Genomic DNA, 15,085 nt, shown 5'->3' on the forward strand with positions numbered 1-15,085 from the left:
CTTCATGCATGAATTCGCGCGTATTACCGCAATCCTGCCGCCACGCCCCTGGGCCAATCCGCTAAGGTAAGGCTAAGTTAGGTAACCCTTACCAGCGGGGGCGGCTGCGGTACGCCTTCGGCAGATATCTCGATGTCGAGATAACTCTAGTACATGTCCGGGGGAAGGGACGAGGCGCGCACCCGCATGCCCGCCGGCACGGTCCGTTGGCCGGGGGATTCCGCATGTCCGGATTCCACCAGCTTGACCAGCAAGGACACCGCGCATGCGGCGATCCGCTCGGGATTCAGCGTGACGGTGGTCACGGAGAGTTCTTTCTCCCCGTACACGGGATCCTCACTCGCGCAGACCAGCAACAGGTCGCCGGGCGTCCGCAGGCCGTGGCGCGCGGCCGCCGCGAGCACCTGCCTGCCGCCGGGGTCGTACACCGTGTAGACCGCGTCGGGCCGCTCACGGCCGGCGAAGGCGCCGTCGAAGGCGTGGCCCGGCGCGTCCTCGGGATCGAAGGGGACGACCAGCTCGGGCGCGCCCCGCTCCGCGCACCACCGGGCGTAGGCCGCGGTGACGGCCCCCGTGTAGAACTCCCGGCCGTACCCGGCGTGCAGGGCGATCCGGCGGGCGCCGGAGGCCGCGAGGTGGTCCAGCACCTCGCGGGCGGTGGCGACGTGGTCGTTGTCCACCCACACGTCCCCGGGCCGGGGGTCGGCGGGCCGGCCGTCGAAGACCACCGGCAGGCCGCGCGCCCGCAGGGCCCGGAGCACCGGGTCCCCGGCCGGACTGTCCAGCAGCAGCATCCCGTCGACGGCGAGCGTGTGCCAGAGGGGATCGCCGCCCCGGGCGGCGGGCAGGGTGGTCAGGGCGTAGCCGCGGGCGTGCGCGGCCGAGGTGGCGGCGGTGAGCAACCGGGAGAAGTAGGCGACCCCCGCGAAGTCCCAGGGAGATCCGGCGTACGTGGTGACGGCGATGCCGAGGCAGCGGGTGAGCGGGCCGCGCCGGGTGCCGTAGCCGAGGGCGGCCGCGACCTCGCGGACCCGACGCCGGGTGCCCTCGCCGAGCCGGCCGGTGCCGCCGAGCGCGTGGGAGACGGTCGCGGTGGAGACCTCCGCGGCGCGCGCGATGTCGGCGAGGGTCGGTCCGGGGCCTGGCACGCGTTCATCGTACGGATCGGGGCGCGGCGGGTACAGGGAACGGCCGTCGGGTGCGGGTGCCGGTTGCCGGTTGCCGGGGACGGGGTGCCGGTTGCCGACGTCGGGTGCGGGTGCCGGGCCCGGGTGCCGGGTACCGACGCCGGGTACGGGTGCCGGGTGCGGATTCCGTCGTCGGGGGCGGGTTCCGGTTAAGGGGTTAACCACCGAGTGTCCAGGCCACCTACCGACTCTGGGAGTGGCCATGACCTCTTCACCCCTGTCCCGCCGGGGACTCCTCTCCGCCGTGGGGGCCGCCGGCGCCGCGGGCCTGCTGGGGGCCGGCCCGGCCTCGGCCGCCGACGCGCCGTCCGCCCGGCGCGGCTCGGCGGCCCTGGTGTTCCACAACGCCCGGGTGTTCACCGGTCTGTCCGGCGGGGCGCCGGTGGAGGCGGTGGCCGTCGGACGGGACGGGCGGATCCTGGCCACCGGCCGCGACGCGGTGGTACGGCGTCACGTGGGCCGGGACACCGAGGTCGTCGACGCCCGCGGGAACACCGTGATGAGCGGCGTCCACGACGGTCACACCCACCCGCTGGGCGCCGGGGAACGGTCACTGCGGCCCTCGCTGGAGGGGGCCGAGACCACCGTGGCCGAACTCACCGAGATCCTGCGCGGCTTCCTCGCCGACACCGGCGGCCCGGGCGCGGAGCCCGACGGTTGGCTCGTCGTGGAGGACTGGAACCCCGTCGGGCTGCTGCCCGTCGGCACCGCCCCGCACCACTCGCTGCTGGACGCCCTGCCCACCCGGCGGCCGATCGCGCTGGTCGGCGGCGACGGCCACAACCTGTGGGCCAACGGGCGGGCCCTGGAGATCGCCGGGATCACCGCCGCCACCCCCGACCCGGTCGGCGGCAGGATCGTCAAGGGGCCGGACGGGCGGCCGACGGGCGTGCTCAAGGACGACGCCCAGGTGCTGGTGAAGCGGCACGTGCCGGAGCCCTCGCGCGCGGAACTGGTCGCGGCCTGCGCCGAGGTGCTGGGGCTGGCGGCGGCCTCGGGGGTGACGACGATGATGGACGCCCTGGTCGGGCGGCACGAGCTGGAGCTGTACCGGGCCCTGTCCGACGCGGGGAGACTGCCGCAGCGCATCACGGCGGCCATCCGCCTGGAGGTGGGCCACACGAAGGATCCCGCGGCCGCCCTGGCGTACGCGCGCGGGCTGCGCCGGGAGTTCGAGGGCGTGCGGGGCCTGCGGTTCGGGATGGTCAAGGTGTTCCTGGACGGGGTCATCGAGCACCCGGCGCAGACGGCCGCGCTGTTGGAGCCGTACCTGGACGGCGACGGCCGGCCGACGGCGAACCGGGGCGAGCTGTACACCTCCGCGGCCGAGTACGGCCGGCTGACCGCGGCCTTCAACTCGGCCGGCTGGCAGATGCACGCCCACGGGCTCGGGGACCGGGCGGTGCGGACCGCGTTGGACGGGTACGAGTACGCCCTGCGGGCGACCGGGCGACGGGACCCGCGGAACGCGATCGCGCACCTCCAGCTCGTCGACCCGGCGGACCTGCGGCGCTTCGCGCGGCTCGGCGTCGCCGCCTGCATGCAGCTCCAGTGGGCCGCGAAGGACACCTGGACGATGGAGGCCCTGTTGCCGTACATCGGGCCGGAGCGGCACCGGTGGATGTACCCGGCGCGCAGCCTGGAGAAGGCGGGGGCCCGCCTGACGGGTGGCTCCGACTGGCCCGTGGACGCGCTCCAGGTGTGGAACCAGCTGCGGACGGCGATCGACCGGCAGGGCGCCCACGGCACGGGCGAGCTGTACCGGCGGTTGGAGGGCCTCGGTCGGGACACGGTCCTGCGGATGCACACCTCGGGGACGGCGTGGCAACTGCGCCAGGAGGACCTGACGGGCACGGTCGAGGCGGGCAGGGCGGCGGACCTGGTGCTGCTGGACCGGGACGTGACCCGCTGCCCGGTGGCCGACATCAGCGGAACGGGCGTACGGATGACCCTGGTCGGGGGTCGCGTCGTGCACGACGCGGACTCCTCGGCGGGACGGGCGGCCACCGCGCGGGCCTCGCGCGCGCGGACCGCCCCGCGCCCGGCCTCGTACGCGGCGGTGCACGGCGGCCGGCACCACGCCTGCGGGCACTGACGGTCAGGCCCCGGAGCCGAGCGCCTCGGCGATCCCCTCCGGGCGGTCCGCCGAACCCCACGCGCACCACGCGCATCCCCTCGCGGGGATGCGATCTGACGGTCGGTGACACCCGTCTGCCGCACCCGACACGATCACCATCTCATATCTGAGATACCGTGCACCCATGGCAGACGACTACCTCGTACGCATCGGCAAGCTCATCCGTGACGCCCGGCAACACCGGGGCTGGACACAGAGTCAGCTTGCCGATGCTCTCGGCACCAGCCAGAGTGCCGTGAATCGGATCGAACGCGGCAATCAAAACATCAGCCTTGAGATGATCGCCCGAATCGGTGAAGCTCTCGACAGCGAGATCGTCTCTCTGGGCTACGCGGGACCGATGCACCTGCGGGTCGTCGGCGGTCGGCGGCTGTCCGGCGCCATCGACGTCAAGACGAGCAAGAACGCGTGTGTCGCGCTGCTGTGCGCCACACTGCTCAACAAGGGTCGAACCGTACTGCGGCGCGTGGCCCGCATCGAGGAGGTCTACCGCCTCCTGGAGGTGCTGAACTCCATCGGTGTGCGCACCCGCTGGATCAACGACGGCGTGGACCTGGAGATCGTCCCGCCGACCCGCCTGGACATGGACGCCATGGACGCGGACGCGGCCCGCCGGACCCGGAGCATCATCATGTTCCTGGGCCCGCTGCTGCACCGGATGGACCACTTCAAGCTGCCCTACGCCGGCGGTTGCGACCTCGGCACCCGCACCATCGAGCCGCACATGATCGCCCTGCGCCGGTTCGGCCTGGACATCACCGCGACCGAGGGCATCTACCACGCGCAGGTCGAGGCAGGGGTCTCCCCCGACCGCCCGATCGTGCTGACCGAGCGCGGGGACACGGTCACCGAGAACGCGCTGCTGGCCGCCGCCCGCCACGACGGTGTCAGCGTCATCCGCAACGCCTCCTCCAACTACATGGTCCAGGACCTGTGCTTCTTCCTGGAGGCGCTCGGCGTCAAGGTCGAGGGCGTCGGCACCACCACCCTCACCGTCCACGGCGTCCCGAACATCGACGTGGACGTGGACTACTCCCCCTCCGAGGACCCGGTCGAGGCGATGAGCCTGCTGGCCGCCGCCGTGGTCACGGAGTCGGAGCTGACCATCCGCCGGGTCCCGATCGAGTTCATGGAGATCGAGCTCGCGGTCCTGGAGGAGATGGGCCTGGACCACGACCGCTCCGCCGAGTACACCGCCGACAACGGCCGTACCCGCCTGGTGGACCTGACGGTCCGCCCGTCGAAGCTCGAAGCCCCCATCGACAAGATCCACCCGATGCCGTTCCCCGGGCTGAACATCGACAACGTCCCCTTCTTCGCGGCCATCGCCGCCGTCGCGCAGGGCCAGACCCTGATCCACGACTGGGTGTACGACAACCGGGCGATCTACCTGACCGACCTCAACCGCCTCGGCGGCCGCCTCCAGCTCCTGGACCCGCACCGTGTCCTGGTGGAGGGCCCCACCCGCTGGCGGGCGGCGGAAATGATGTGCCCGCCGGCCCTGCGCCCGGCGGTGGTCGTCCTGCTGGCGATGATGGCCGCCGAGGGCACCTCGGTGCTGCGCAACGTCTACGTCATCAACCGCGGATACGAGGAACTGGCCGAGCGCCTCAACTCGGTCGGCGCCCAGATCGAGATCTTCCGGGACATCTAGGCCGTCTCTTCCGGATCTTGCCGGGGCCCCCGTTCCTCCGTCGGTGGAGGAGCGGGGGCCCGGTCGTTCTTGCGCCGTTGTCGCCCGTACCGGTGGCCGGTTTCGCGAGAGGCCCCGACGCGGTGGGCGGGGGCGGGACAATCGGGGTCCACGCCGCAAGCCGTGAAAGGGGTCCGCATGGCGAACGTCTGGCTTCCGCCCGCGGAGTACATCGAGACCATCGCCCGGGCGACCAGTTACGCCTGTCTCTACTTCACCGACACCGCCGGCCGCCCCGTGCAGTTGCGGGCCACGTACGCCACGGAGACCTGGCAGTGGCCGGGCGGGAACATGGATCCCGGCGAGACGCCCTGGCAGTGCGCGGTGCGCGAGTGCCTGGAGGAGACCGGCATGATCTTCGAGGGCGAGCCGCGCCTGCTGGCCGCGCACTTCATCTCCCATCAGGGGGCGGCCTGGCCCGCGAACCACATCGGTTTCGTCTTCGACGGGGGAACGCTCACGGACGAGCAGATCGACGCCTTCGTCCTCGATCCCTCGGAGCACACCGAGGTGAGCGTACGGACGATGGAGGAGTGGCGGGCGACCATGACGCCCGTCAACTTCGACCGCCTGTGGGAGATCGACGCGGCCCGGCGCGCGGGCACCGTGGTCTACATGGAGCGCCAGGTCGTCGGGAAGTCCCGCCTGGCCTGATGCCGTGCGGGCCCTCGCCGTGACGGCCGGGGCCCGGCAGAATCGGTTGCTCGTGCAGGCGTCGAGGGGGCGGGGGCCGACCATGGCTACGGACAAGATCGCGGGCACCGGTGCGGACGCGGGGGCGGGCACGGCTCCTCCGGGACTCGCCGGCCTGCCGCTGCTGGGGTCGCTGGCGGACCTCAAGGCGGACTCGCTGGGCACCTACCTGCGCGCCCGGCGCGAAGAGGGCGACGTCGTACGGATCACCGCCGGTCCCCCGGGGCTGCGCGCCGAGCTGTACTGCGTCTTCTCCGCGGAGGGCGCCCAGCAGGTCCTGGCGTCGGAATCGGCCAACTTCCGCAAGGACAACTCCTTCTACCAGGAGGTCCGGGAATCCTTCGGCAACGGTCTGCTGACCAGTCAGGACGAGGACTACCTGCGCCAGCGCCGGCTGGTCCAGCCGCTGTTCACCCGGCGCCGCGTGGACGGCTACGCGCACGCGGTCGCCGCCGAGACCCTCTCGACGCTGACCTCCTGGGAGGAGGCCACCGACGGGATCGTGGACGTCTGCGACGAGATGACCCACCTGGCCCTGCGCGCGGTGGCCCGCATCCTGTTCGGCGCGGACGTGGACGCCACCGTCGACGTGGTCGACAGGAGCTTCCCGATCATCACGGAGTACGTCCTGCGCCGCGGCTACTCCCCCGCCAACATCCCGCGCTCGTGGCCCACTCCGGGCAACCGGAGGGCCGCCGCCGCGATGGACGAGCTGTACGGGGTCTGCGACCGGATCATCGCGGAGCGCCGGCGCGTCGGCCCGGCCGGGGGTGACGGCGGGGAGGCGGAGGATCTGCTGACCCTGCTCGCGGCGGCGCAGAGTGCCCACGACGGGGCCTTCGACGCCGGCGAACTGCGCGACCAGGTACTGATATTCCTGCTCGCGGGGCACGAGACGACCGCGACCTCCCTCGCCTTCGCCCTGCACCTGCTGGCCCTCCACCCCGATCTGCAGGCGCGGGCCCGCGAGGAGATCTTCCGCGTACTGGGCGACCGTACGCCGCAGGCCGCCGACCTGGACCGGCTCCCGTACCTGACCCGGGTACTCAAGGAGGCCATGCGCCTCTACCCCGCCGCCCCGGTCATCGGCCGCCGGGCCGTCGCCGCCACCGAGGTCGGGGGCCATGTGGTGCCGGCGGGCGCCGACGTGATCCTGGCGCCGTGGGTGACGCACCGCCACCCCGCCTACTGGACGGACCCGGACCGCTTCGACCCCGAGCGGTTCACCCCGGAGGCGGAGGCCGCCCGGCCGCGCTACGCCTGGTTCCCCTTCGGCGGCGGCCCGCGCGCCTGCATCGGGCAGCACTTCTCGATGCTGGAATCGGTGCTCGCGCTGGCGATGGTCCTGCGCGAGTACACCTTCGAGGCCGTGGACGAGGTGGTGCCGGTGAGCGCCGGGATCACGCTGCGGACGCGGGGGCCCGTGCGCTGCCGGATCCGCAGGGCGGCCGGGTAGCGGATTCGACCGGGAGCGCGGCGGTGCTCAGACCGCCGTCGGAGCGTGTTTTCCCTGGAGCCGCGCCAGGTCCGAGGGGCGGACCTGGATGACGAAGAGCGCGATCAGCGCGGTGAGCAGGGTGAAGGCGGCGGCGGCCACGAAGGCCGCGCTCACGCCCGAGGTGAGTACCTGGTCGCTCCAGGGTTTCGGGAACTGCCTCGTCCGCGCGAAGAGGGCCTTCTGCTGCGGGGTGGCGGTGCTCAGGAAGGAGCCCACCTGGTCCTTGGCCTCGTTGCGGCCGGCGGTGCCGAAGACCGTGACGAGGATCGACAGGCCCAGCGAACCGCCCACCTGCTGCATGGCGTTCAGCAGTCCGGAGGCCGCGCCCGACTCCCGGTTGGGGACGTTGGAGAGCGCCATCAGGGTCAGGGAGACGAACTGCATGCCCATGCCCGCGCTGAACAGCAGCATCGGGCCCAGGATGCTGCCCAGGTAGGTGGAGTCGATGTCGACCTGCGTCAGCCACGCCAGCCCGCCGGCCGCGCACAGCGAGCCGGTGACCATGAACGGCTTCGGCCCGTACTTGGGCAGGAGTTGGGAGGTGACCCCCGCCATTACCGCGATCATCGCGCTGACCGGCAGGAAGGCGAGGCCGGCCCGCAGGGGGCTGAAGCCCAGCACGTTCTGCACGAAGAGCGTCAGGAAGAAGAACATGCCGAAGATCGCGCAGGCGAAGAAGAGCATGATCGCGTACGTTCCGGCCCGGTTGCGGTCGGCGAACATGTGCAGCGGGGTGATCGGCTGGGGCGAGCGGCGCTCGTTGGCGATGAACAGGGTCAACAGCACGACGGCCGCCCCGAAGGAACCCAGCGTCACCGGAGCCGACCAGCCCTCCTGGGACGCGCTGATGAACCCGTAGACCAGCGCGACCATGCCGAAGGTCGACAGCAGGGCACCGGCCAGGTCGAAGTGTCCGGCGTGACGTTCGGACTCGCGGATGACCCGGGGCGTCACGAGGGCGATGATCAGGGCGATGGGGACGTTGACGAAGAGCACCCAGCGCCAGTTGAGCCATTCCACGAGGATGCCGCCGGCCAACAGGCCGATGGCGCCGCCGCCGGCCGAGACGCCGGCGAACACGCCGAAGGCGCGGTTGCGTTCGGGGCCTTCGCGGAAAGTGCTCGTGATCAGGGCGAGGGCGGTCGGGGAGGCGATTGCGGCGCCGACGCCCTGGAGGGCGCGGGCGCCCATCAACTGCCCCTCGTTCTGGGCGAATCCGCCCAGGAGCGAGGCCAGGCCGAAGAGCAGCACGCCGAAGACGAACACGCGCCGGCGTCCGAGGATGTCGCCGACGCGTCCGCCGAGGAGCAGCAGTCCGCCGAAGGTCAGCGTGTAGGCGTTGACGACCCAGGAGAGGCTTTCGGTGGAGAAGCCGAGGGCCGTCTGGATGTGCGGCAGCGCGATGTTCACGATGGTGATGTCGAGAACCACCATGAGCTGGCACGAGGCGATCACCAGCAGGGCGATCGTGTGCCCCCCGCTTCGGAGCCTGCCGTCGGTCCCGGCGCCGCCGGGCTGTTGGTTCGGGTCCACCTTCTCGACGCTAAGCCCGGATGTCGGGGGTCACCACTCGAACGGCCTAGCGGGTGTGATATTTCACATGTCACACTACGGAAATGGATGACCCTTTCCTCGAACTCTCCGCGGCCACCGCCCAGTACACCCACGGCGCCCCGCGCGCGTTCTCCTTCGGGGACGACGGCCGGCTCCTGTGGTTCCTGCGCTCGACGGGCCCCACCGACGCCTGCGACGGCCTGTGGGCCCTCGACACCACGACCGGCGCCGAGACCCTCCTCGCCGACCCGCGCGCCCTGTCCCCCGAGGGATCCACCGGGCCGGGCGAACTCCCGCTCGCCGAGCGCCGCCTGCGCGAACGCACCCGGCTCGTCGCCGCGGGAATCGGCTCCTTCGCCCTCTCCGGGAACGGCCGGCGCGCCGCCTTCGCCCTGCGCGGGCGGCTGTACGAGGTCGCGTACCCGGACGCCGGGGACGCCGGGGACGCCGGCGGGCCGCGGGAGGTCCCCGCGGCCGGGCCCGCCTGGGACCCGCGCCCGAACGCGGACGGCTCCCGCACCGCGTACGTCGCCGACGACGCCCTGTACGTCACCCCCGGCGGCCGGGTCAGCCCCGACGACGGCGCCCGCTGGGGCGTGGCCGAGTTCGCCGCCGCCGAGGAACTCGGCCGGTCCCGGGGCCACTGGTGGTCGCCCGACGGGGTCACCCTGCTCGCCGCCCGGGTCGACGAGTCCGCGCTGCGGCGGCGCTGGTTCACGGACCCGGAACACCCGGAGCTGCCGGCCGAGGACTTCGCGTACCCGGAGGCCGGCGGCCCCAACGCGGACGTCGCGCTCTGGGTGCTCCGGCCGGACGGGGGGCGCGTCCGGCTCGACTGGGACGCCGTCGCCCACCCGTACGTCTCGGACGCCGGCTGGGAGTCCGCCGAGGAGATCCTGCTGACCGTCCAGGACCGGCTCCAGCGCGAAGTCCTGCTGCTCGGCGCGGACCCCGTGACCGGCCGTACCCGCGAGCTGTCCCGCACCACGCACCCGCTGTGGGTGGACCCGCTGCCCGGGACGCCCGGCCGGCTGCCCGACGGACGGATGCTGACCGCCGCCGACACCCCGGGCGGGACCGCCCGCGCCCTCGCCGTCGACGGACGGCTGCTCACCGGGGACGGGCTCCAGGTCCGCCGGGTGGCCGGGTTCCACCGGGACCGGCTGCTGATCGAGGCGGGCGGGCAGGACCCCGCCGGGCAACGGGTGCTGCTGATCGACCCCGCGACGGGCGAGGTGACCCCGGTCGCGGACGGGCCCGGGGTGCACGGCGTCCAGGCGTCCGCCGGCGTCCTGCTGCTGACGTCCGCCGACGCCGACGGGATCCGGCGGACCGTACGCGCCCCGGACGGACGGGAGTGCACCCCCGGCGACCTGTCCGAGCCGCTGCCGTACCGGGTGGTCCCGGTGCTGGAACGGGTCACCGAGCACGGCCTCCCCACCGCGCTCGTCCTGCCCCGCGGCCATGTGCCCGGCACCCGACTGCCCGTGCTCGTGGACGGCTACGGCGGCCCCTGCGCGCAGGACGTCAGCGCGGAACCGCGCCGCTGGCAGCACCGCCAGTGGTGGGCCGACCAGGGCTTCGCGGTGGTGACCGTCGACAACAGGGGCACCGCCCACGTCTCGCCCGCCCACACCCACGCCGTGCACGGCGGGTTCTCCCGGATCGTCCTCGACGACCAGGTCGCGGCCCTGCGGGCCCTCGGCGCACGCCACCGCGACCTCGACCTCACCCGGGTGGGGATCCGCGGCTGGTCCTTCGGCGGCTACCTGTCCGCCCTCGCGGTGCTGCGCCGTCCGGACGTCTTCCACGCGGCCGCCGCCGGGGCCGCCCCCACCGACTTCCGGCACTAGGACACGGCGTACACCGAGCGCTACCTGGGACTCCCGCGGGAGCGCCCCGAGGCGTACGCCCGCGACTCGCTGATCGCGGACGCCCCCGGGCTGCGGCGTCCGCTGCTGCTGATCACCGGCCTGGCCGACGACAACGTCCACCCCTCCCACACGCTGCGGCTGTCCCGGGCCCTGACGGACGCGGGGCGCCCGCACCGGCTGCTCGCGCTGCCGGGAGTCACCCACATGACCCCCGGGGGCACCCGGGAGAAGGTGATGACCCAGGAACTCGCCTTCTTCCGCGCCGAGTTGCGGCGGTGACAGGCGGACCGGCGGCAACGGGACGGGGGGCGAACGGACCGTGACGAGGCGAAGGGCCCCGGAGTCGATCGTGTCGGCTCCGGGGCCCTTCGTTCTCCCTTCCCTGGGATCCCCGTCAGTCACCCGGGAAGTGACAGGCCACCTCGCGCGAGGCGGCGGCCCGGAGCAGAGGCCTCTCCGTACGGCAGATCTCCCGCGCCTTCGGGCACCTCGGGTGGAAGGCGCAGCCGGCCGGCGGGGCGGCCGGGCTCGGTGGATCGCCGAGGAGCACGATCCGCTCGCGCCGCCGCTCGGCGGCCGGGTCCGGCAGCGGCACGGCGGACAGCAGGGCGCGGGTGTAGGGGTGTTGGGGGTTCTCGTACAGGGCGCGCTTGTCGCCGATCTCGACGATCCGGCCCAGGTACATGACGGCGACCCGGTCGCTGATCCGCTTGACCACGGAGAGGTCGTGCGCGATGAACACGTACGCCAGGCCCAGCTCCGCGCGCAGCCGCTCCAGCAGGTTGACGATCTGCGCCTGCACGGAGACGTCCAGGGCGGAGACGGGCTCGTCCGCGATGACCAGCCGGGGTGCGGTCGCCAACGACCGCGCGATCCCCACGCGTTGGGCCTGACCGCCGGAGAACTCGTGCGGGTACCGGTCGACGTGCTCGGGGACGAGGCCGACCAGTTCCATCAGTTCGACCGCCCTGCGCCTGGCATCGGCCGCCGACCAGCCCTGCACGAGCAGCGGGTCGCAGATGATCCGGGCCACCGTCTGGCGGGGGTTGAGGGAGGAGTGCGGGTCCTGGAACACCATCTGGAGGCTGCGCCGCAGGGGACGCAGCGCTCCCTGGGAGAGCCGGCTGATGTCCCGGCCGTCGAAGGTGACGCTGCCGGAGGTGGGCTCCAGGAGCCGCACGAGCATCCGGCCGGTGGTGGACTTCCCGCAGCCCGATTCCCCGACCAGCCCGAGGGTCTCGCCCGCCGCCAGGTCGAAGGAGACCCCGTCGACGGCGCGCACGGGCGCCCCCCGGCGCCCGGTCACCGACCGCCTGCCGGGGAAGGTCATGGTCAGGTCGCGTACGGACAGCAGGGCGTCGGCGGCGGTGGGCGGGGTGGCGGGCGGGGTGGTGCGCGCGGCCATCAGGCCACCTCCTTCGCGTACCGGGCCCCGGCGTGGTGGCAGGCCACCGTCCGCCCGACGGCGTGCGGCACGAGGTCCGGTCGTACGTCCGTGCACAGCGCGGTGGCCATCGGGCAGCGCGGGGCGAAGGCACAGCCCGGCGCCTGGGCCGCCGGGGAGGGCGGGGACCCGGCGATGGCCCGCAGCGGGGCGTCGTCCGGGTCGTCCAGCCGGGGCAGCGAGTCCAGCAGCCCGCGGGTGTAGGGGTGCGCGGGATCGGCGAACAGCGCGTCCACCCCGGCGTGTTCGGCGACCCGGCCGCCGTACATGACGAGCACCTCGTGGGCGACGCGGGCCACCACCCCCAGGTCGTGGGTGATCATCACGACGCCGAGGCCCCGGTCCTGCTGGAGCCGGGCGATCAGCTCCAGGATCTGGGCCTGCACCGTGACGTCGAGCGCGGTCGTCGGCTCGTCGGCGATCAGCAGGTCCGGTTCGCAGGCCAGGGCCATCGCGATCATGGCGCGCTGGCGCATGCCGCCGGAGAACTGGTGCGGGTACTCCCCCGCCCGCCGGGCCGGTTCGGGGATGCCGACCTCGCCGAGCATGTCGACCGCCCGTTTGCGCGCGGCGGCCCGCCCGGAGCGCAGGTGCACGCGGACGTGCTCGGCGATCTGCTCGCCGACGGTGTAGTAGGGGTGCAGGCTGCTCAGCGGGTCCTGGAAGATCATGGCCATCCGGCGGCCGCGGATCCGGGACAGCCGCTTCTCGGACATCCCGGTGAGTTCCTGTCCGTCGAGGGCGACGGAGCCGCCGACCTCGGCGCCGCGGTGCAGACCCATGACGGCGAGGGAGGTGACGGACTTGCCCGAGCCGGACTCCCCGACGATGCCGAGGGTGCGGCCGGCCTCGACGGTGAAGCCGAGCGAGTCCACGGCCCGTACGACTCCGCGCGGGGTGGTGAACGTGACGCGCAGGTCGCGCACTTCGAGCAGTGGTGGCGGTGGTGCGGGGGCGTCCATCAGTACCTCACCCTCGGGTCGACGACGGCGTACAGGAGGTCCACGGCGAGATTGGCGAGGACGATGAAGAAGGCGGCCAGCAGCGTGACCCCGAGGACCACGGGCTGGTCGGAGCTGACGAGCGCCCCGTAGAAGAGCCGCCCGACACCGGGGAGCCCGAAGATCGACTCGGTGATGACGGCGCCGGCGAGCAGTCCGCCGAGGTCCATGCCGAAGATGGTGAGGAGGGGGGTCATCCCGGAGCGCAGTCCGTGTTTGACCACGACGGTGCGTTCGGGCATCCCCTTGGCGCGGGCGGTACGGATGTACGGCTCGGCCATCGCCTCGATCATCGAGCCCCGGCTCTGGCGGGCGTACATGGCCGCGTAGAGCAGGGCGAGCGCGGTCCAGGGCAGGAGCAGGTTGGAGGCCCAGCCGAGCGGGTCGTCGGCGAGGGCCCGGTAGGTCGGGTAGGGCAACAGTCCCGCGACGCGGATGACCCCGAAGATCAGCATCACCGAGGTGAAGTACACGGGCAGCGAGGCGGCGGCGACGGCTCCGACCATCAACGTCCTGTCGGTGGCGGTGTCCTTGCGCAGGGCCGCGGTGACCCCGGCGCCCAGACCGAGGACCAGCCACAGGACGGCCGCGCCGACGGCGAGGGAGGCGGAGACGGGGAGCCGGTCCATCAACAGGTCCCAGACGGGCAGGGAGTTCTCGTACGAGTAGCCCAGGCAGGGGAAGTCGCACCGGACGGCGTACGGGCCGGTGCCGAGGGTGCGGCCGGTGAAGATGCCGGTGAGGAAGTGGAGGAATCGGCTCCAGAGGGGCTGGTCGAGGCCGAGGTACGCGCGGACGTCGGCCAGCCGTTCGGGGCCGCAGGTCTTGCCGCAGGCGGCCGCGGCCGGGTCGGAGGGCAGGACCTGGAAGATGACGAAGGTGACGGCGGCGATGGCGAGGAGCACGCCCACGAGAGCGAGCAGCCGGCGGGCCAGGTAGAGGATCACGTCCGGCCGCCCCTCGGGTCGAGGATGTCGCGCAGGGCGTCGCCGAGCAGGGTGAAGGCGAGGACGGCGAGGAAGAGGAAGACGCTCGGGATGACGAAGTACACGGGGTCGGTCTCGTAGTAGGCCACGGACTCGGCGATCATCTGGCCCCAGGACGGGGTGGGTGGACGGACGCCGACACCGAGGTAGCTGAGGGCGGCCTCGGTGCTGATCATTCCGGGGATCAGCAGGGTGGTGTAGGCGATGACCGGGCCGGCGACGCCCGGGAGGACGTCGCGGGTCAGGATGCGCCAGGAGCCGGCGCCGGCGACGCGGGCGGCGTCCACGTACTCGCGGTGCTTGAGGGAGAGGGTCTGGCCCCGGACCACGCGGGCGACGCCGGGCCAGCCGAAGAGGCCGATGACGGCCGTCATGAGCACGATCCGGTTGACGTCCTTGGCCACCGAGAGCATGGCGATCATGAAGATCAGGGACGGGAAGGACATGGTGAGGTCCATCAGGCGGGAGAGCACCGCGTCGACGCGGCCGCCGAAGAAGCCGGCGGCGATGCCGGCGGCCGTGCCGACCGCCACCACGATGGCGGTGGCGGCGAAGGCGATCAGGAGGGAGACCTGGGCGCCGGCCACGACACGGGCGAACAGGTCGCGGCCGGTGACGGGTTCGACGCCCAGCCAGTGCGCGGAACCGATCCCGCCGAAGGAGCCGAGGGGCTGTCCCGCGAGGTAGGGGTCGATGGCGCTCTTGTCGAACTCGTTCGGGGACCAGCCACCGAGCGAGCCCAGCCAGGGGGCTCCGACGGCCATCAGGACGAAGAGGAGGACGACGCAGAGGCTGACGCGCACGGCGGGGCGGCGGCGGAGCTCGCGTCGGGCGAGCTGCCAGGGGCTGCTGCCGGGGGGAACGTCCTTGACCGCGGCGGATCGGGGGTCGGCGGGCGGAAGGTCGGCGGGCCGACTGTCGGCGGCGGGTCGGCGGTCGGCGGGTCGGGAGTCGGTGGGTCGGGGGGCGGTGGGTCGGGGGTCGGTGGCGTGGTTCTCGGTCATGGCTCGGCGGGCTT

10 protein-coding genes and 1 pseudogene are annotated in these 15,085 nt (G+C 73.0%); 5 read left to right on the top strand and 6 right to left on the bottom strand.

The window, feature by feature from the left end; genetic code table 11:
• Positions 1-146: 146 nt before the first annotated feature.
• Entirely contained in the window at positions 147-1,148 is a 1,002-nt protein-coding gene (locus ACIRO3_RS27515) for a LacI family DNA-binding transcriptional regulator (protein ID WP_404141302.1), read from the bottom strand.
• A gap of 241 nt (positions 1,149-1,389) precedes the next feature.
• Between ACIRO3_RS27515 and ACIRO3_RS27520 the strand changes: the two genes are divergently transcribed.
• From ACIRO3_RS27520 to ACIRO3_RS27535, 4 genes are all read left to right on the top strand, one after another.
• Positions 1,390-3,282, top strand: coding sequence for an amidohydrolase (locus ACIRO3_RS27520; RefSeq protein WP_404141303.1), 1,893 nt, complete (start codon positions 1,390-1,392; stop codon positions 3,280-3,282).
• Between the two features lie 166 nt (positions 3,283-3,448).
• Entirely contained in the window at positions 3,449-4,978 is a 1,530-nt protein-coding gene (locus tag ACIRO3_RS27525; protein ID WP_404141305.1) for a helix-turn-helix domain-containing protein, read from the top strand.
• A gap of 177 nt (positions 4,979-5,155) precedes the next feature.
• Positions 5,156-5,671 carry an NUDIX domain-containing protein gene (locus ACIRO3_RS27530; RefSeq protein ID WP_404141307.1) on the top strand — a complete coding sequence of 172 codons (516 nt, stop codon included), beginning with the start codon at positions 5,156-5,158 and terminating at the stop codon, positions 5,669-5,671.
• Between the two features lie 82 nt (positions 5,672-5,753).
• Positions 5,754-7,166 carry a cytochrome P450 gene (locus tag ACIRO3_RS27535; RefSeq protein ID WP_404141308.1) on the top strand — a complete coding sequence of 471 codons (1,413 nt, stop codon included), beginning with the start codon at positions 5,754-5,756 and terminating at the stop codon, positions 7,164-7,166.
• Between the two features lie 27 nt (positions 7,167-7,193).
• Here the strand turns inward: ACIRO3_RS27535 and ACIRO3_RS27540 are convergent, their stop codons facing one another.
• Positions 7,194-8,675, bottom strand: coding sequence for an MFS transporter (locus tag ACIRO3_RS27540; protein ID WP_404141439.1), 1,482 nt, complete (start codon positions 8,673-8,675; stop codon positions 7,194-7,196).
• Between the two features lie 149 nt (positions 8,676-8,824).
• Here ACIRO3_RS27540 and ACIRO3_RS27545 point away from each other — a divergent pair.
• Positions 8,825-10,915: pseudogene (locus tag ACIRO3_RS27545) on the top strand (prolyl oligopeptidase family serine peptidase).
• Between the two features lie 115 nt (positions 10,916-11,030).
• Here ACIRO3_RS27545 and ACIRO3_RS27550 read toward each other — a convergent pair.
• From ACIRO3_RS27550 to ACIRO3_RS27565, 4 genes are read right to left on the bottom strand one after another with little or no spacing between them, the layout of a single operon-like run.
• Complete coding sequence (locus ACIRO3_RS27550; RefSeq protein WP_404141309.1) at positions 11,031-12,041, bottom strand: ABC transporter ATP-binding protein; 1,011 nt, start codon at positions 12,039-12,041, stop codon at positions 11,031-11,033.
• Positions 12,041-13,042: an ABC transporter ATP-binding protein gene (locus ACIRO3_RS27555; protein ID WP_404141311.1), complete on the bottom strand. Its 1,002-nt coding sequence runs from the start codon at positions 13,040-13,042 to the stop codon at positions 12,041-12,043. The genes ACIRO3_RS27550 and ACIRO3_RS27555 overlap by 1 nt, the downstream gene beginning before the upstream one ends.
• Positions 13,042-14,028: an ABC transporter permease gene (locus ACIRO3_RS27560; protein WP_361774684.1), complete on the bottom strand. Its 987-nt coding sequence runs from the start codon at positions 14,026-14,028 to the stop codon at positions 13,042-13,044. The genes ACIRO3_RS27555 and ACIRO3_RS27560 overlap by 1 nt, the downstream gene beginning before the upstream one ends.
• Complete coding sequence (locus tag ACIRO3_RS27565; RefSeq protein ID WP_404141314.1) at positions 14,025-15,071, bottom strand: ABC transporter permease; 1,047 nt, start codon at positions 15,069-15,071, stop codon at positions 14,025-14,027. Before ACIRO3_RS27565 ends, ACIRO3_RS27560 begins: the two co-directional genes overlap by 4 nt.
• Positions 15,072-15,085 lie beyond the last annotated feature (14 nt).

It is taken from the genome of Streptomyces sp. NPDC102278, from assembly GCF_044766345.1.
Taxonomy (GTDB): Bacteria; Actinomycetota; Actinomycetes; order Streptomycetales; family Streptomycetaceae; genus Streptomyces.